The organism is Desulfocapsa sulfexigens DSM 10523 (assembly GCF_000341395.1).
GTDB classification, from domain to species: Bacteria; Desulfobacterota; Desulfobulbia; order Desulfobulbales; family Desulfocapsaceae; genus Desulfocapsa; species Desulfocapsa sulfexigens.
This window is the reverse complement of sequence record NC_020304.1, coordinates 98,063-114,933: the sequence shown is the minus strand read 5'-3', so window position 1 is coordinate 114,933 and position 16,871 is coordinate 98,063. Positions and strand designations below refer to the sequence as shown.

General features: G+C 47.6%; 20 protein-coding genes. 16 read left to right on the top strand and 4 right to left on the bottom strand.

Annotated elements, in window-relative coordinates:
• The 12 genes from UWK_RS00485 (at position 1) to UWK_RS00430 (ending at position 10,435) form a co-directional block, all read left to right on the top strand.
• Complete coding sequence (locus UWK_RS00485; protein WP_015402382.1) at positions 1-582, top strand: indolepyruvate oxidoreductase subunit beta; 582 nt, start codon at positions 1-3, stop codon at positions 580-582.
• A 28-nt stretch (positions 583-610) separates the two neighbouring features.
• On the top strand, positions 611-1,918 hold the full coding sequence (paaK, locus tag UWK_RS00480; RefSeq protein ID WP_015402381.1) for a phenylacetate--CoA ligase PaaK: 1,308 nt from the start codon (positions 611-613) through the stop codon (positions 1,916-1,918).
• A gap of 16 nt (positions 1,919-1,934) precedes the next feature.
• Entirely contained in the window at positions 1,935-2,366 is a 432-nt protein-coding gene (locus UWK_RS00475; protein WP_015402380.1) for an ACT domain-containing protein, read from the top strand.
• Between the two features lie 143 nt (positions 2,367-2,509).
• Positions 2,510-3,658, top strand: coding sequence for an ABC transporter substrate-binding protein (locus tag UWK_RS00470; protein ID WP_015402379.1), 1,149 nt, complete (start codon positions 2,510-2,512; stop codon positions 3,656-3,658).
• A 191-nt stretch (positions 3,659-3,849) separates the two neighbouring features.
• Positions 3,850-4,740 carry a branched-chain amino acid ABC transporter permease gene (locus UWK_RS00465; RefSeq protein WP_015402378.1) on the top strand — a complete coding sequence of 297 codons (891 nt, stop codon included), beginning with the start codon at positions 3,850-3,852 and terminating at the stop codon, positions 4,738-4,740.
• Positions 4,741-4,744: 4 nt separating this feature from the next.
• On the top strand, positions 4,745-5,821 hold the full coding sequence (locus UWK_RS00460; RefSeq protein ID WP_015402377.1) for a branched-chain amino acid ABC transporter permease: 1,077 nt from the start codon (positions 4,745-4,747) through the stop codon (positions 5,819-5,821).
• A gap of 2 nt (positions 5,822-5,823) precedes the next feature.
• A complete protein-coding gene (locus UWK_RS00455) occupies positions 5,824-6,582 on the top strand; it encodes an ABC transporter ATP-binding protein (protein ID WP_015402376.1) in 759 nt (252 codons plus the stop codon).
• A gap of 3 nt (positions 6,583-6,585) precedes the next feature.
• A complete protein-coding gene (locus UWK_RS00450) occupies positions 6,586-7,302 on the top strand; it encodes an ABC transporter ATP-binding protein (RefSeq protein WP_015402375.1) in 717 nt (238 codons plus the stop codon).
• Positions 7,303-7,344: 42 nt separating this feature from the next.
• Complete coding sequence (locus UWK_RS00445; protein ID WP_015402374.1) at positions 7,345-8,643, top strand: phenylacetate--CoA ligase family protein; 1,299 nt, start codon at positions 7,345-7,347, stop codon at positions 8,641-8,643.
• Entirely contained in the window at positions 8,640-9,338 is a 699-nt protein-coding gene (rph, locus tag UWK_RS00440) for a ribonuclease PH (protein ID WP_015402373.1), read from the top strand. Before UWK_RS00445 ends, rph begins: the two co-directional genes overlap by 4 nt.
• 35 nt (positions 9,339-9,373) lie before the next feature.
• The gene (locus tag UWK_RS00435) at positions 9,374-9,769 is read left to right on the top strand and encodes a hypothetical protein (protein WP_015402372.1); all 396 of its coding nucleotides are present in this window, start codon (positions 9,374-9,376) and stop codon (positions 9,767-9,769) included.
• Between the two features lie 30 nt (positions 9,770-9,799).
• Positions 9,800-10,435 (top strand): LysE family translocator, encoded by a 636-nt coding sequence (locus tag UWK_RS00430; RefSeq protein ID WP_015402371.1) that lies wholly within the window; start codon positions 9,800-9,802, stop codon positions 10,433-10,435.
• 300 nt (positions 10,436-10,735) lie between these two features.
• On the opposite strand, the gene UWK_RS20015 is transcribed toward UWK_RS00430, so the two are convergent.
• A complete protein-coding gene (locus UWK_RS20015) occupies positions 10,736-11,218 on the bottom strand; it encodes a methylated-DNA--[protein]-cysteine S-methyltransferase (RefSeq protein WP_041916491.1) in 483 nt (160 codons plus the stop codon).
• A 204-nt stretch (positions 11,219-11,422) separates the two neighbouring features.
• Between UWK_RS20015 and UWK_RS00420 the strand changes: the two genes are divergently transcribed.
• From UWK_RS00420 to UWK_RS00410, 3 genes are all read left to right on the top strand, one after another.
• Positions 11,423-11,986, top strand: a complete 564-nt coding sequence (locus UWK_RS00420) for a DNA-3-methyladenine glycosylase I (protein WP_015402369.1) — start codon at positions 11,423-11,425, stop codon at positions 11,984-11,986.
• Between the two features lie 211 nt (positions 11,987-12,197).
• Positions 12,198-13,358: a lytic murein transglycosylase gene (locus UWK_RS19765; protein ID WP_153304933.1), complete on the top strand. Its 1,161-nt coding sequence runs from the start codon at positions 12,198-12,200 to the stop codon at positions 13,356-13,358.
• Between the two features lie 46 nt (positions 13,359-13,404).
• The gene (locus tag UWK_RS00410) at positions 13,405-14,028 is read left to right on the top strand and encodes a LysE family translocator (protein ID WP_015402367.1); all 624 of its coding nucleotides are present in this window, start codon (positions 13,405-13,407) and stop codon (positions 14,026-14,028) included.
• A gap of 26 nt (positions 14,029-14,054) precedes the next feature.
• Here UWK_RS00410 and UWK_RS00405 read toward each other — a convergent pair whose 3' ends face one another.
• Positions 14,055-14,273 (bottom strand): hypothetical protein, encoded by a 219-nt coding sequence (locus UWK_RS00405; RefSeq protein ID WP_015402366.1) that lies wholly within the window; start codon positions 14,271-14,273, stop codon positions 14,055-14,057.
• A 189-nt stretch (positions 14,274-14,462) separates the two neighbouring features.
• On the opposite strand from UWK_RS00405, the gene UWK_RS00400 reads away from it, so the two are divergent.
• Positions 14,463-15,641, top strand: a complete 1,179-nt coding sequence (locus UWK_RS00400) for an MFS transporter (RefSeq protein WP_015402365.1) — start codon at positions 14,463-14,465, stop codon at positions 15,639-15,641.
• A gap of 13 nt (positions 15,642-15,654) precedes the next feature.
• Here UWK_RS00400 and UWK_RS00395 read toward each other — a convergent pair whose 3' ends face one another.
• Together UWK_RS00395 and UWK_RS00390 are read right to left on the bottom strand one after the other, a co-directional pair.
• A complete protein-coding gene (locus UWK_RS00395) occupies positions 15,655-16,287 on the bottom strand; it encodes a LysE family translocator (protein WP_015402364.1) in 633 nt (210 codons plus the stop codon).
• A 34-nt stretch (positions 16,288-16,321) separates the two neighbouring features.
• On the bottom strand, positions 16,322-16,858 hold the full coding sequence (locus UWK_RS00390; RefSeq protein WP_015402363.1) for an HD domain-containing protein: 537 nt from the start codon (positions 16,856-16,858) through the stop codon (positions 16,322-16,324).
• Positions 16,859-16,871: the final 13 nt, after the last annotated feature.

Here is a 16,871-nt window from a genome sequence, read left to right as displayed (position 1 = left end):
ATGGCAGCAACAGGTAATATTCTTTTTTCCGGAGTGGGTGGACAGGGAATTCTCCTTGCCAGTGAGGTGACAGCCTATGCCCTGCTTGCCGCAGGGTATGATGCCAAGAAGAGTGAGGTGCACGGGATGGCCCAGCGTGGCGGGTCGGTTACCGCCCAGTTGCGTTACGGGGATAAGGTGTACTCACCGCTTATTGAACCCGGCAAGGCTGATATCCTGATCTCTTTTGAGATGATGGAGGCTGCACGGTATCTTCCCTACCTCCACCAGGAGAGTAAAGTGATTGTCAATACCCAACAGATTAAACCGCCGAGTGTGGCCATGGGACAGGTACCGTATCCTGCGAATGTGCTCGATGCTGTCAGTTCACTGGGAATTCAGGTGGTAAGTGTCGATGCCTTCGATATCGCACGTGATGCTGGCGAAGTTAAGGCGGCTAATATTGTCATGGTTGGAGCCATGTCCGCCTTCTTGCCCATGGGTGTTGAGGTCTATGAAAACATCATTAACACCAGGATTCCTGAAAGGTTTCGTGAAGTAAATATGAAAGCATTTGCTGCAGGCAGAAAAATTACTGCCTGAGTAAAAATTCTACTGGAGAGAGTTGGTCATGACACTATATTGGGAAGAGGAGATGGAGACCCTGCCGCGCGTCGGCCTGGAGTCTATTCAGCTGAAACGCCTTCAGCATCTGGTGGCACGGGTTTATAAGACCGTTGCGCCATACCGGGAAAAGATGGATGCTGCCGGTGTGAAACCAGAAGACATCCAATCCCTGGCTGATCTCGCAAAGCTTCCGTTTACTGTCAAAGAAGATCTCCGAGATAATTACCCCTTTGGTCTCTTTACCGTGCCAATGGATCAGGTTGTTCGAGTACATGCATCCTCCGGAACCACCGGGAAGCCGACGGTTGTCGGCTACACAAAAAAGGATCTTGAAACCTGGTCAGGCCTTATGGCCCGGGCACTTACTCTTGCGGGAGTGACTGCCAAGGATATGGTCCATAATGCTTACGGTTACGGACTGTTCACCGGTGGTCTTGGTGCTCACTATGGAATTGAACGCCTTGGGGCAACTGTTATCCCGGTGTCTGGTGGAAACACAAAACGTCAGATCACCATCATGAAGGATTTTAAATCGAGTGTTCTCCTTGCCACTCCCTCCTATGCTCTCAATCTTGCTGAGACCATGGAAACACTTGACGTTGATCCAAGGTCTCTCTCTCTTCGTGTCGGAGTTTTTGGCGCGGAACCCTGGAGCGAAAATATGCGTGATGAGGTTGAACGCAAATTGAACATCAAGGCCGTTGATATCTATGGTCTTTCCGAGGTTATGGGGCCGGGCGTTTCCATGCAGTGTCTTGAAGGCGAGAAGGGGATGCATGTTTTTGAGGATCATTTTTTACCTGAAATCATAGATCCCGATACCGGAGAGGTACTGCCTCCCGGTGAAAAGGGTGAGCTGGTATTTACCACCCTTACCAAGGAAGCGTTTCCTATTATCCGCTACCGGACCAAGGACATATCCAGGTTGATGTATGACACCTGTGCCTGTGGACGAACTCTGGTTCGTATGGAAAAAGTGACCGGGCGGACCGATGATATGTTAATTATTCGCGGCGTCAATGTTTTCCCATCCCAGATTGAGCACGTCCTTATGGGAACTGAGGGGGTTGAGCCTCACTACCAGATTGTAGTGAATCGTGAAGGCAATATGGACACCATGGCGGTCGAGGTCGAAGTCAGCGAGGATATCTTTTCCGATGAAATTAAGGCTCTGGAAAATCTGACCAAGCGTATTCAGATGGATATCAAGGATATGCTGGGTGTTACCTGTCGGGTAAAACTGGTGGAACCCAGAACTATCCAGCGCAGTGAAGGAAAGGCGCAGCGGGTAATCGACAATAGAAAACTATAAGTCCGGAGGATTTAAAATGCGGGTAGAACAGATTGCAGTATTTTTAGAGAACAAATCGGGGCGTCTGGCTGAGATCACCGCTAGACTGGCTGAAGAAAATATTAACATTCGGGCCCTGTCGGTTGCCGATACTGCTGATTTCGGTATCCTCCGTCTTATCGTTGATAACGTTGAAAAGGCCAAAAAAACTCTGAAATCCAATGGCTTTACGGTTGGTATCACCAATGTTATTGCTGTTGAAGTGGCCGATAAGACCGGTGGTCTTGCCGGTGTTCTGAAAACCATAGAAGCAGAAAAACTCAATGTTGAGTATATGTATGCATTTGTCAATAAAACTGGAGAAAATGCAGTACTTATTTTCCGTTTTGATGATATGGATAAGGCCATCGAGTCTTTACAGCGTACCGGCTATACAATATTAAGCGGTGAGCAAATTTGTGCATTGTAGGTGAGGTCGAAGTCCAGAAGGAAGAAAAAATGCACGGAATCCAGGTAAGAGAAAAACTGGATAGACTTATATTTGTAGTGAAACGGTAGTTTGGTGGCAGTTGCAACAAGGCACTGTCGTACATTATTTAATTGGGGGAAAAGATGAAAAAATTTGCATCAAAACTTCTCATGGCAGTTGTGGCCGTCGCTTTATGTGTGGCGCCTGCTCTTGCTGAGAATATCAAAGTCGGAGCTATTCTTGCTGTTACCGGTGGCGCTTCTTTCCTTGGAGGCCCTGAGGCTCGCAGCCTGGAAATGATGGTTGAAGATATCAATGCCAAAGGCGGAATCAACGGTAACACAATTGAACTGATCATTAAGGATTCAGCGGGAAGTCCTGAAAAAGCAATTTCTTTTGCCAAACAGCTGATTGAAGAAGAAAAGGTCCTGGCAATTATCGGACCTTCCACTTCCGGCGAGACCATGAAAATAAAAAACATCTGTCAGGAAGCAAAAACTCCACTGCTTTCCTGTGGTGCTGCCGAGGTTATTGTTGACCCCGTTGCCTCCTATGTTTTCAAAACTCCCCAGAAAGATTCTTTTGCTGCTAAAAAGATCTTTATGGAGATGAACAAATTAGGCATTTCAAAGATCGCGGTTCTTGCTGGAAATACTGGTTTTGGACAGGCTGGAAAGGGACAGCTTTTAGCTATTGCTCCAGAATTTGGTATTGAAGTCGTTGAAGTTGAGGTTTATGACAAAAAATCCAACGATCTTTCTGCTGTAGTTGCCAAAATTAAAGCCAACAAGGATGTCCAGGCGGTTGTGAACTGGTCTATCGTTCCAGCTCAGGCCATTGTTGCCAAGAACATGCGTCAGGCTGGTTGGGAAGTACCTCTGTTTCAGAGTCATGGCTTTGGAAATATTAAATATGTACAGGCTGCTGGTGCTGCTGCTGAGGGAATTATCTTCCCTGCGGGACGCCTTCTCATTGCTGAGAGTCTTGCCGATGATAATCCACAGAAAGCACTTCTGATGGAATATAAGAAAAATTATGAGGCAAAGTTCAACGAGCCTGCATCCACCTTCGGTGGTCATGGCTATGACGCTATCACGATCCTTGCCGCAGCTATCGCCGAAGGCGGTAATGACCGGGATAAGGTGCGTGATGCAATTGAGAACCTTAAGGGATTTGCTGGAACCGGTGGTGTTTTCAACTTCTCCGCTGAAGATCATAATGGTCTTGATATAGATGCTTTCCAGATGCTGACTGTTAAGGACGGAAAGTTTGTTGCCTATACTGGGAAGTAATCCAGGGGCTTTGATAGTGTAGAGCAGCCGGACTGGATGATTTTTTTTCAGTCCGGTTTTGTTTGTTACGCCGGGTTGAAATCTGAAATAAACACATGCCAAAGTTGTAAGCAATCACAGGAACAGTAGTATTTTCTGGCATCGTTCTGGTGCTGAATTACTGTGTCTGTGATTGCTTACCCTGTTTTCTCATGACCACTGAACTTTTTATTCAATACCTGATGGCAGGTATTACCTATGGCTCCATTTATGCCATTGTCGCCATTGGGTTTAATATTATTTATAACACTACGGGTATTATTAATTTTGCCCAGGGTGAATTTGTCATGTTCGGAGGGATGATTGCAATCAGCCTCCTCCAGTTTATGCCCCTGCCCATGGCAATCATCGTAGCGGTTCTTATAACCATGCTTATCGGGGCAATGATAGAAATCTGTTTTATCCGCTGGCTGAAGTCTCCTTCTGTCCTCCGTATGATTATTATTACCATCGGTATCTCCATTCTCTCCCGTGAGGTCGGGGTTCACGTATGGGGTGAGTCCATCCGTTCACTGCCATATTTTTTTGGCAATGAAATTACTTCATTTGTGATATTCGGTGCTCATATTTCCCCACAGGTCCTGTGGGTTGTCGCAGCCTCGGGACTTATGGTGATTGGTCTTGGTATCTTTTTTAAAACCACCTCAGTGGGTAGAGAAATGCGGGCCTGTGCTTCCAATCGTAAGGCGGCTACACTCTGCGGAATCAATACCCAGAATATGGTGACCCTTTCTTTTATTCTGAGTGCAGGTATCGGAGCATTAGCCGGTTGCGTGATGTCTCCTATCACCTACAGTCAATATGACATGGGAACCGGTCTTGCCATCAAGGGCTTTACCGTGGCCATCCTGGGTGGTCTCGGCAGTTCGGGCGGTGCAGTTGCTGCAGGGTTGCTCCTTGGTGTTATTGAGGCGTTTTCTGTTTCCGTTGTACCGCTTGCTTTTCAGGATGCGATTTCCATTGCCATTCTTCTGACCATTCTCTTTGTACGGCCCCAGGGGTTGTTTGGTTCGAAAGAGGCAGCCGGACTGTCGGAGTTTTGATATTATGAAAAAGCTGCTATCGGTTTTGCCACTGCTTGCTCTGGTTATTGGCATTCATTTTTTGACCAGTGCCACCGACACCATGTTCTATCTGACCCAGATGACCATGTCAGCCTACTATTCACTGCTTATCATCGGACTTTGTGTCCTTATGGGGTACGCCGGGCAGATATCTCTTGGTCATGCCGGCTTCTTCGCCATTGGCGGTTATATATCTGCAGCCCTCACTACCCACAGTCTTGTTCCATATAAAGACTCGGCTCTGGTTGTTTTTTTGAATTCTGCCGGGATGCTTATGTCGGGTCAGGATCTCTATGGTGGAACACTGCTGGTGGTTTCTCCCTGGGCTGCATGTATTGTTGCCGTCAGCACTGCTGCTATTATTGCGGTTATAATTGGTATTCCCGTCCTGAAGCTCAAAGGGCATTATCTGGCCATGGCAACGCTTGGATTTGGCATTATTATCTATCGGGTAGTGCTGGCGCTTGAGTATTTTGGTGAAGCCGATGGCATCTCAGAGGTTCCTGCCTTTGTACTTATCCCCGGTTTGAGTGTCAGTGGTAATTTCAGTGACAGGGTTGCTAACTATTATATTGCCTGGGGACTGCTTCTTGTCGGTATGGTGCTTCTCCTTAACCTTATTGATTCCCGGGTTGGCAGAGCGCTGCGCGGCATTCATGGCTCCGGTGAGGCAGCCGATGCCATGGGTGTTAACACTTCCCGTTTCAAATTACAGACCTTTGTTCTCTCTGCTGTTTTTGCTGCTGTTGCCGGAGTATTTCTCACCCATTACAATGGGGGGATAGGGCCATCCGAGGCCGGGGTCATGAAGTCCGTCCGCTATGTCGCCATAGTTGCCGTTGGCGGAATGGCTCATTTGTGGGGGGCACTGTTGATGGGTATAGTGCTTAACTTCCTCTCCCTTCGCGGTGTTTTTGGCTCCTACGATGATGCTGTCTTTGGTCTGATTCTGATTCTGATCATGCTCTTTGCGCCCAACGGAATCTTAAGCCTGAATATCCGCCATCGTTTGAAGCAGCTGGTCAACCGGGGAAAACAGGACAGGGAAGAGGAGGTGTAGAGATGGCACTCTTGGAAGTTAATAAGCTGAGCAAACGTTTTGGTGGCCTCCTTGCCGTCAATGATGTTTCTTTTCATGTGGAACCGGGACAGATCAAGGCGGTGATCGGACCCAATGGTGCCGGCAAAACAACGCTTTTTAACATGATATCCGGCACCTTTCCTGCGAGTTCAGGATCAGTATCTTTTCAGGGACGCAAACTCAAAAGAAAAAAACCTTTTCAGATAGCATCACTTGGTATGGCGAGAACATTTCAGAATATTAAGATGTTCAGCGGGATGACAGCTCTGGAAAATGTTATGGTTGGTCGTCATATTCAGTCACATGCCGGTTTTTTCGCTTCCATGTTCAGGATGCCGTGGACCTGGAAGGAAGAGCGGGATATACGAGAAAAGTCCCTTGAACTCCTTGCCTTACTTGAAATTGAAAAATATGCCCATACCGAAGCCTCAAGTCTGGCTTTTGGGCAGCAGCGTGCCGTTGAGCTGGCACGTGCCCTTGCCCTTGAACCCTCTCTGCTCCTGCTTGATGAACCGGCTGCTGGCCTCAATATCTATGAGACTGCTGAAGTTGGGCGCCTTATCATGAAAATCCGGGATCTCGGTATCACCGTTCTTCTGGTAGAGCATGATATGTCTCTGGTCATGGATATCTCGGATGAAATTGTGGTACTCTGTTTTGGTGAAAAGATTGCAGAAGATATTCCCAAAAATATTCAGCAGGACCCCGAAGTGATAAAAATCTATCTGGGGGAAGAGTAGACCATGCTGAGAATACGAAACCTGGTGTCCGGATATGGAAAAATTAAAGTACTGAAGAATGTTTCCATGCATGTGGATCCCGGTGAGATTGTTACCATTCTAGGGGCTAACGGTGCCGGAAAAACAACCCTGTTGTCAACCATTGCAGGGCTGGTCAGGGCGAATTCCGGCGAGGCAGAGTTTAAGAGTAATAATATCCTTAAGATAAAGGCTTCCGCTATTCCTGGTCTTGGTTGCGTCATGGTACCGGAGGGAAGACAGGTTTTTGCTGCCATGACGGTTGAAGAAAACCTTTTGCTTGGCGGGCATGCTGTTCAGAAACAGGGCAGAAAGGTGTTGACCGCACTTCTGGAACATCAGTATGAACTCTTTCCCATTCTTCGCGATCGAAAAGATCAGCTTGCAGGGACATTATCCGGTGGAGAGCAGCAGATGCTCGCCATGGGCCGTGCTCTGATGTCAAAACCCTCCCTGGTCATGATGGACGAACCTTCCACTGGACTTGCACCGCTTATAGTAAAAGAAATTTTTCAGATTATTGTTCGTCTGCGGGATGAAGGGAATACCGTTCTCCTGGTGGAACAGAACGCAAAAGCGGCACTGGGGATTGCCGACAGGGGCTATGTACTGGAAACCGGAAAGATCATTGTTCAGGGGCCTGCTGAAGACCTCCTTGCGAACAAAGATGTACAAAGGGCATATCTTGGCAGAGAAAAGTGAGTTGTCAGAAGTTAAAGACTAATCAAACCATTGAAAAAAACTATGTACTGGCAAGAAGATAAAGAATGTATGAACCGTGGTGAGCTGGAGCAGCTTCAGTTTGAACGTCTCCAGTCCACTCTCAATCGGGTAGGGACTCATGTGCCATTCTATCGGCAGAAATTCAGCGAGATGAAGCTTGATTACGAAGGCTTCAATTCGCTCGATGATATCCGGAAGCTGCCCTTTACCCTAAAGCAGGATTTGCGGGACAGTTATCCCTATGGGCTTTTTGCAGTTCCCCTGCGTGAGGTGGTTCGTCTCCATTCATCGTCCGGTACTACCGGGCAGGCCACGGTGGTCGGTTATACGAAGAATGATATCAGAAACTGGTCCGACCTTGTTGCCCGTATCTTGTGTGCAGCGGGACTTACTGCTGATGACGTGATTCAGATCGCTTTTGGTTACGGACTGTTTACCGGCGGTTTTGGCCTTCATTATGGCGCTGAACGTCTCGGGGCTTCCGTTATTCCGATTTCTGCAGGAAACACCAAACGCCAGATTCAGATTATGCAGGATTTCAAGACCACGGCCCTTGTCTGCACACCGTCCTATGCTTTGAATATTGCCGATGTGCTCTTTGATATGGGTATTAATCCGGCAGGCCTTTCTTTGAAATTTGGACTTTTCGGGGCTGAACCCTGGTCCGAGGCCATGCGCCAGGAGATCAATGAAAAACTGGGTATTCAGGCGACAGATAACTATGGACTCTCAGAGGTCATGGGCCCCGGAGTGGCCGGGGAGTGCCGCGAATGTAATGGTCTTCATATTAATGAAGATCATTTTTATGTTGAGATTCTTGATCCGGAAACCCTGGAGCCAGTTGAGCCAGGTGAGGTGGGGGAGCTTGTTATTACCACACTCACTAAAGAAGCCTTTCCCATGATTCGGTATAGAACCCGTGACCTTACCCGGTTCCTCCCTGAACCCTGCCCCTGTGGCCGTACCTTTAAACGGATGCACCGGATTCTTGGCCGTACTGACGATATGCTGATTATCAAAGGTGTTAATGTTTTTCCCACACAGATAGAATCGGTTTTGTTTAATATTGATGGAACCGAGCCTCACTACCGGATCATTGTCGAGCGTGAGAATCATCAGGACAGAGCTACGGTGATGGTGGAAGTGAAGGAATCCCTCTTTTCTGACCAGATGAGTAAACAGCGCGAGTTGATCGATACCATCAGAAAGCAGCTCAACTCAGAACTCGGCATTGGTGTTGCGGTAAAACTTGTTGAAGAAAAGACTCTTGAACGCTTTGAAGGCAAAGGCCAGCGGGTCATTGATAAGAGAGAGATATGAGTCGTTTTCAAAACCGGGCACCGGACAGTCTGCGGGATGTGTCACTTGTATGGGATTTTCAGCCGGGAGCGGATGCCTCCTTGCTGATTCGCATGGGGGGAACCCATGTGATCTGCGGAATAAGTGTTGAAGAAAAAGTCCCACCATTTTTAAAGGATAGCGGGAAGGGTTGGATTACTGCGGAATATGGAATGCTGCCCTGTGCCACAAACTCACGTTACAGGCGTGAAATTGGTGGACGATCCGGCAGAACCTATGAAATCCAGCGACTTATCGGACGCAGCCTGCGAATGATGGTTGATCTCAATGCCATCGGAGAGCGAACCCTGCGAGTTGATTGTGATGTGTTAAACGCGGATGGTGGAACCCGTACCGCATCAATTACCGGTGGGGCGCTTGCATTACGCCATGTATTGCAGAAGCTTGTAGTAGGTGGAAAACTCGCTGAAATGCCTAAGATTCTTCCTGTTGCCGCAATTTCAGTTGGTATTATCGATGGTGAGGCCTGTCTTGATCTTGATTATTCTGAAGATTCCAGCGCCGAGGTGGATGCAAATTTTGTCATGAGCGGGGATGGGCGCTGGATTGAAATCCAGTCAACCGCAGAAGGCACACCCTTCAGTCCGGAATCCTTTATGGCCATGACCGCTCTTGCTGAAAAAGGAATTCAGGAACTCTTTCAACTCTGGAAATAGGGTGTCATTGTGAACGCATCCCGAAAAGGTTTTCAATGTATATCTGTGTAGATTTTGATGGAACCGTAGTCGATCATCGTTATCCCTATATTGGTGACCCGGTTCCTCTGGCTGTTGAATGGCTGCAGCGCTGGGCTGAACTTGGTGCCAGACTGATTTTGTTCACCATGCGTTCCGATGGTGATGGCGGCCGGGATCTCCTCCAGGATGCCGTCGACTATTTTACAAAAAATGATATTCCACTGTTTGGGATAAATCATAACCCAGATCAGGTATCATGGACAAGCAGTCCCAAGGCCTATGGTCAACTCTATGTTGATGATGCTGCCTTTGGCTGCCCGCTGATTCATCCTCCTACCTTTAATAAGCCCTGTGTTGACTGGAAAAAGGTGGGCCCTGCTGTTGAAAAACAATTGCTGGAAAAACGATAAGCCGTCGTCAGTAGAAGGAACCAGGGAATTATGTCATTTTTCGGTGTAACAGATCTATGGCTTTTTGTTGTTGCCGGATTGCTGTTGAATATTACTCCCGGTGCTGATCTTCTCTATATTACAAATCGCAGTGCTGTTCAGGGCCGGAAGGCTGGTGTTATAGCGGCACTTGGCATTGGTGCCGGTTGTGTTTTTCATGTCGTGGCAGCAGCCCTTGGCCTCTCCATGATTCTGGTGTCTTCTTCACTTGCCTTTACTGTGGTTAAATATCTGGGTGCTGCCTATTTGTTGTATCTGGGGATAGGCACCTTTCTTACGCTGAAGGGTCAAAAACAATCAGAAAATCGGGTGATGGCAATGCTTTCACTGCCAAAGATATTCAGACAGGCGGTACTTATAAATATTCTGAACCCCAAGGTGGCTCTTTTCTTTATGGCTCTTCTTCCGCAGTTTGTCTCGCCCACTGCCACCCATCCTGCCTTGACTTTTCTCTTTCTTGGTGTGGTCTTTAATGTGAACGGAACGGTGGTAAATGTCCTTTTTGCTCTTTTCACATCTGCCCTGGCTAAAAGGCTTCAATCTATCTCTGTTCTTCCTATCTTCCTTAAGTCTCTTGTGGGTGTCCTGTTTGTATCTCTGGGGCTTCGCCTGGCATTTTTAGAATAAAAGACCTTCTTGTTTTTCAGCTGAAATGATAGTGATGGGCTTGGTGAGAAAAAGAAAAAAACCCCTCCAGATAATCCTGGAAGGGTTTGGGGAGGGAGAAGAAAATTATGAATGTCACAATTTCTGTACCCTACCTACAGCAAAGGGTGTGCCAGAAACTTATGTGTTGTGTAAGACTCTGGATTTTCTGTAGAATGTAATGGCTTTGGCTTTGCGTTCCTGTTGTAGTACTGACGGAGGTGCATAGAAAATATACACGAATATGCTATGGGTGTATAAATTGTATGCAGTGGCTGAGGGTTACCTGGCTCTTTCCAGATTCAACAGGAACCTCTTCACTTCAAGCCCGGCCGCATAACCCGTTAATTTTCCGGATTTGCCAATTACCCGATGACAAGGGACAACGATGCCAATGGGATTCAGACCGTTGGTTCTGCCAACTGCCCTTACCGCATTGGGATTCCCGATAAGTATTGCTTGCTCAGAATAGGAGCGGGTTTCTCCGTAGGGAATGGTGAGAAGAGCATGCCAGGCTCGTTTTTGAAATTCCGTTCCATGCAGTGCTATGGGTAAATCAAAATCCCTACGTGTTCCGGCAAAGTATTCCAGAAGCTGGATGCGTGTGTTGTCTGTAATTGCATTGCTTTCATTTTTAATATCACTCACCGATTTTTGCACCTGCTCCCAACTGGAGCTAAAGGTGATGGCCTTTAAATGAGTGTCGTTTGCGACGATATGGATCAGGCCTGCGGGGGACTGGAACTGCTGATAGAATGTAGTCATGGTCTTTTCGTTTTTATAGGGTTTTCGATTCCGTAATAGAGTAGCAGTGGGCTGTAATCTTCTATAAATGGTATGCTCGATGATTCGGCCGTAACCGGAATGCTCCATAGTGCTATAATAACGTATCATGTGAGGAATTGCTGGCGGTTTTCGTACTCATCGTTTTATTGATGCAGGGGATAAGGTTCAAAGGAGTGAAGAAAGATGAAGAAAAGATGTGGCTGGTGCACTGATAATTCACTGTACCAGGAGTATCATGATAAGGAGTGGGGGGTCCCACTGCATAATGAGCGTGAGCTGTTTGAATTTTTATGCCTGGAAGGTGCTCAAGCAGGTCTGAGCTGGATAACCATTCTAAAGAAGAGAGAGAATTACCGCCAGGCGTTTGATTATTTTGATGCTGAAAAAATTGCTCTCTATAATGACACAAAAATCAGTACATTGCTCCAGGATACAGGCATTGTCCGTAACAAGCTGAAAGTGAATGCTTTTGTCAATAACGCCAGGTGTTATCTTGCAATGCTGGAAAAGGGCGAGACCCTGGATGAGCTTCTCTGGAGTTTGGTGGACGGAAAGGTTATTCAAAACAACTGGAAGAGACTTGTTGACATCCCTCCTTCAACCCCTCTGTCTGATTTGCTTTGTAAGGAGCTTAAACAACGAGGTTTTACGTTTGTCGGGGGAACCATTTGTTATGCATTTATGCAGGCCATCGGTATGGTAAACGATCATACAACTGATTGTTTCAGGCACCAGGAGTTGAGGTAGGTACTGTTTTTTATTGTCCAATCTGCGAGTCATGGCTATGGTGTTCAGGCAACAGGTTGAATGATAAAAAATACTATATCTGGAAAAAGAGTATATGCAGTCGCAAAACACTATTTCAGTAACAGGGGTTTGGAGTAGGAAAGGTAGCTTGAGGAGATTACTCATCACTGCTTGTCTTCTCTGTTGCTGCCTTCTTGGCAGTTTAACAGGGATGGCAGTTGCGGTGCCCATTGAGCACCAGTCTTTTACGGAATTTCTCGATTCTTTCTATTTAGAAGCGGCAAAAAAGGGGATTACCCAGGATACCTATAAGCGTGCCTTTGCCGGTGTCACAGCACCGGATGCAACCATACTTGAAAAAGCTGCATATCAACCTGAATTTACCACAGAAATATGGGACTACCTCGATGCTCGTGTGAATCCAAGATCCGTTGATGATGGGCGCATCATGGCAGGGGTGTATGGAGAGCTCCTGCAACAGGTTGAGGAGAAATTCGGAGTGGAAGCTCCGGTGATATTAGCCATCTGGTCCATGGAAACCAGCTATGGTGCTGCTCTTCTGCGTAGCTCCCGACTCTATTATATTCCGCGAGCGCTTGCAACGCTTGCCTACGCCGATAAACGGCGGCAGAAATTTGCCCGCTCCCAGTTGATTGCGACTCTCGAAATAGTTCAGGCAGGAGAGGTCAGCCTTGATCAGCTGACTGGTTCCTGGGCCGGAGCCATGGGGCATACCCAATTTATTCCCACCAGCTTTCTTGCTTATGGAGTGGATATGGATGGGAATGGCCGCCGAGATATCTGGAATTCCATTCCCGATGCACTGGCAACTGCAGCCAATCTGCTTCGTTCCAATAAATGGCGCACCGGAAAACCCTGGGGCTACGAAGTTGTTGTTCCTGTTCGGGGTGCCCAGCTTAAAGGAAAAACAAAAACTCTGGCTCAGTGGCAGAAATTAGGTTTTAAACGTCCTGATGGTACTCCTTTTGAGGGGCTGGAGGATAAAGCTGAGTTACTGATGATCGCGGGGGATAATGGCCCTGGTTTCCTTATGCTTCGAAACTTTTTCGTGTTGAAGCGTTATAATAATTCCGATTTCTATGCCCTGGCTGTGGGATTACTGGCAGATCAACTGGCGGGCAGAAAAAAAATGGCACAGGCCTGGCCCAGACCGGAGGGCTCTCTCTCCGTTGATGAGAAATTTGAGCTGCAGGAGCTGTTGAAGAGGAAAGGCTTCTATGTCGGTGGAGTAGACGGGCAAATTGGAGATAACAGCAGAAAGGCAATTAGGGCATTTCAGCAAAGGCATGGCCTGCAGGTGGATGGCCAAATCTCCAGGGAGCTTTTGGAAGTAGTCAGGAAGAAACAATGAAGTCGTTGTCTGTGGTATCAGCGGCCCCATGTGAGAAGGAAAAGCCATGACATTTGCAGCCTGGTTTTCACTGGCAACTATCTGCATCCTTGGAGCTATGTCGCCTGGCCCAAGCCTGGCGGTTGTTTTGAAAAACACCCTGGCAGGTGGACGTGCAGAGGGCGTAAAAACAGCACTGGCTCATGGGTTCGGGGTTGGCCTCTATGCCTTTGCCACCGTGGCAGGTCTGGCTGTCCTCATTATTGGCAGTCCTTTGGCGTTTACTGTCATTCAGTGGTTGGGTGCCCTGTTTCTTGCCTATCTTGGGATTCGTGCGATTGCTGGCTCTACAGGACTGTCTGATGCTGCTCAAACAGACACAGGTGCCTGCTATAGAGGTAATGGTCTCCGTTCCGGTTTTCTTACTGCTTTTCTTAACCCAAAGCTTGCTATCTTTTTTGCAGCACTTTTCAGCCAGTTTGTCTCTGCTCAGGCTCTGTTGCCCGAGAAGATAATTATGGCGTTAACAGCGGCCTTTATAGATGCTGGCTGGTATCTGCTCGTAGTGCTTGTTCTGTCACATTCTAAAGTTCTTAGTGTGCTGCGCAGCAGGGCTGCTCTGTTGGAGAAGGTGTTTGGAATTCTGTTGCTGCTGCTGGCTTTTCGGATGGTATTCTCTGGTTCGATTTAGCAGGCAAGGTGTTGGGGAACGTATCCTCACTGCCCGGTTGTCATTGGCCAGACCTGAGACTCTTTGCTGCTCAGATAGCAAAAATTTTTCCAGATAAATTCTTTTTTACTGATCGGACACTGAAGGGTGACACCTTTTGAGCCCACTCCCGTGACCAGCCAGTCACCCCGGCGGGGGCCTCCGCTGATATGTATCTTCTCGCCAACAATGAATTCATAAGGGGTGAAGGTCGTTACTTTTTCCATGTGATGTTCTCGGGCAGATGTTGCTTCAAAAGTTCAGACAGCTCAATGGTTTGTATAACTTACAGAGGTGTCGCCAGTACGAATAGTTGATGTGTTTGCTTCAACACTAATCATTAATTCTACAAAGGAAGCCTGGAAAAGCAGCAGGTCTCCGGAATTTACAAATATACCTTGAGGAATTATAGCAGATTGAAAGCGGAACAGCATAGCTCATTTCGTCTTCAGTGTATTGTTTTTGCACTGGTTTCAGCTTCATTTACCAATGTTTACATCACTCAGCCGGTACTGCCTGTTCTTCAGAATGAGTTCTCGGTTGATATGGTGCTGGTCTCTTTCAGTGTCTCTGCTGTTATTCTGGGTATAGCCCTTTCCAATCTCCCCTTTGGGGTTTTGGTTGATCGAGTTGCGATCCAGCCTATTATCCTGAATGGCGGTTTAATGGTTGTTCTTGGTGGACTGCTCTGTTCATTTACTGAAAATTTCTGGTTTTTTTTGGGAGGCCGTTTTCTCCAGGGGCTTTTTATTCCGTGTCTGACAACCTGCCTTGCGGCATATTTGGCGAAGACTCTCCCCCTTGAACGGCTGAGCGTTGTGATGGGCTCCTATGTATCTGCAACGGTGCTTGGAGGGTTATCCGGTCGCCTATTGGGTGGATGGATTCATCCACCACTACATTGGCGCTATGCCTTTGTTTCTGCAGCACTCCTCACGCTTGTTGCTACTGTCGTTGCAGTACGTGGTCTGCCCAGGGCTACTTCCAGAGAAGGAAAACAGCCGGATCTGACAGGCTTTATCGAGCTGTTAAAGCGGTGGGACTTATTGCGGATGTACTTCTGCGCCATGGGGAGTTTTGCTATCTTCTCTTCTGTTTTCAACTACCTGCCATATCGATTGATTGCTGATCCTTTTGCTTTTTCCACAGAGAGCATCACTCTGCTCTATCTTGTGTATGTCGTGGGGATTTTTATCGGCCCCATATCTGGCAGGTTGAGTAATCGTTTTGGTAGTGGACAGACCCTGCTTCTGGGAAGTGGCTTTTTAGGGGGGGCCCTGCTTCTTATTCTTTTACCCTTTCTTCCAGCGGTTATTGTAGGACTTCTTGGAGTTTGTGGTGGTTTTTTCACCATCCACGCTGCTGCAGTTGGTTCCCTTAATCGTAAACTTCGGAGTGGTCAGGGACGTGCCAATGCCCTGTATGTGATGTTTTATTATCTTGGTGGCTGGCTCGGCATTACCGGTTCGGGGTTTGTTTATAAGCAGGGTGGTTGGAGTTGGCTGGTACTGGGACTGCTGTTGCTTTTACTTATTCCAATAGGTGTTGCTGTTGTTGAGTATGGAAGAGACAGGCAAATAGCGGTCAGATCTTAAAATGTATAACAGGTTATCCAGCGGCCAGCCAAATACCAACTCCGATCATCAGAGTACCCGCTATCCTGTTCATCGTTTTGAGAGTACTTTTTTGCCGCAGCACATTTCGAAGTGTCCTTCCTCCGGCTGCGTAGCTTATAAGGCAGCAGAATTCGATGGTGAGAATAATAAGGAGCAGAATGGTTACCTGCGGGGCAAGTGACTGCAGTGGATCTATAAATGGTGGCAAAAGGGAGATCATGAAAGCCCAGCCTTTGGGGTTGGCGATGGCTGTAACGAAGCCCTGGAGTGCCAGCCCCCTTGCACTGAGTTTGATAGTTGTTTCGTTCTCTTCACAGAGAGCCATTTTCCCCTTTGAACGCCACATTTGAATTCCAAGATATCCAAGATAAGCACCACCGATATATTTCAGCACCAGAAAAGCAGCGGGATAGTTGAGCATAAGGGCCGCTACTCCGGCTACAGCTGCCAGGGACACAAGACCGACGCCAAGCAGCTCACCCCACATCATCCAAAAGGTGCGGCGGACGCCAATGGTCATCCCCAGGGTCATTGAGAGGGTCATGCACATTCCCGGGGTGGCAGAGACAAAAAAGAAGGTCGGAATAAAAACGGTGAGGACTGAAGGGTTTATCATACTGTTCATGGTATTGATTTGCTCTAATGGTGCGTGTTCAGTCTCAGGTTGTGAGCTGAATGGTGGCGATTGAAGCCGGGATATCAGCAGCTGTTATTTTCAAAGATGAAAAAAGAGCATTTTCAAGTTGCTGGCATTGGGCGAAATTTTCTCTTATTAATCGGTGACGATCGGGATCGTTGTTTCCGTATTGTTCCAGGATATATTCGAGTCGTTCCTCAAGAGAGACTATCTCATCATGGCGTACCCGCTTGTCTGCATAGTAGACTATTTCCTTCGCATAAAAGACACCCTTTTGGTACCGCTTTTGGGAAAATTCGGTGAGAATGACATGTTCTCGGACCACTTCTGCAACTTCCGGATAGCCAAGTTTCAGACAAATATCTCGTCCATGTCTTGCGTGATCACAGCGGTTCTTCAGACAGGGGGTTTTCGCTATATCATGAAGCAGGGCCCCAGCAAGTACAAGTCCTCTGGATGGCAGGTGTGGCTTTTGTTCTGAGGTCTCCGTGAGGTTCTGGAGGAGAGCAGATGCCACCCGGGCCACCATGACAGAATGGGCCCGGATGTTATCAAGCATGGCATACTCGTTC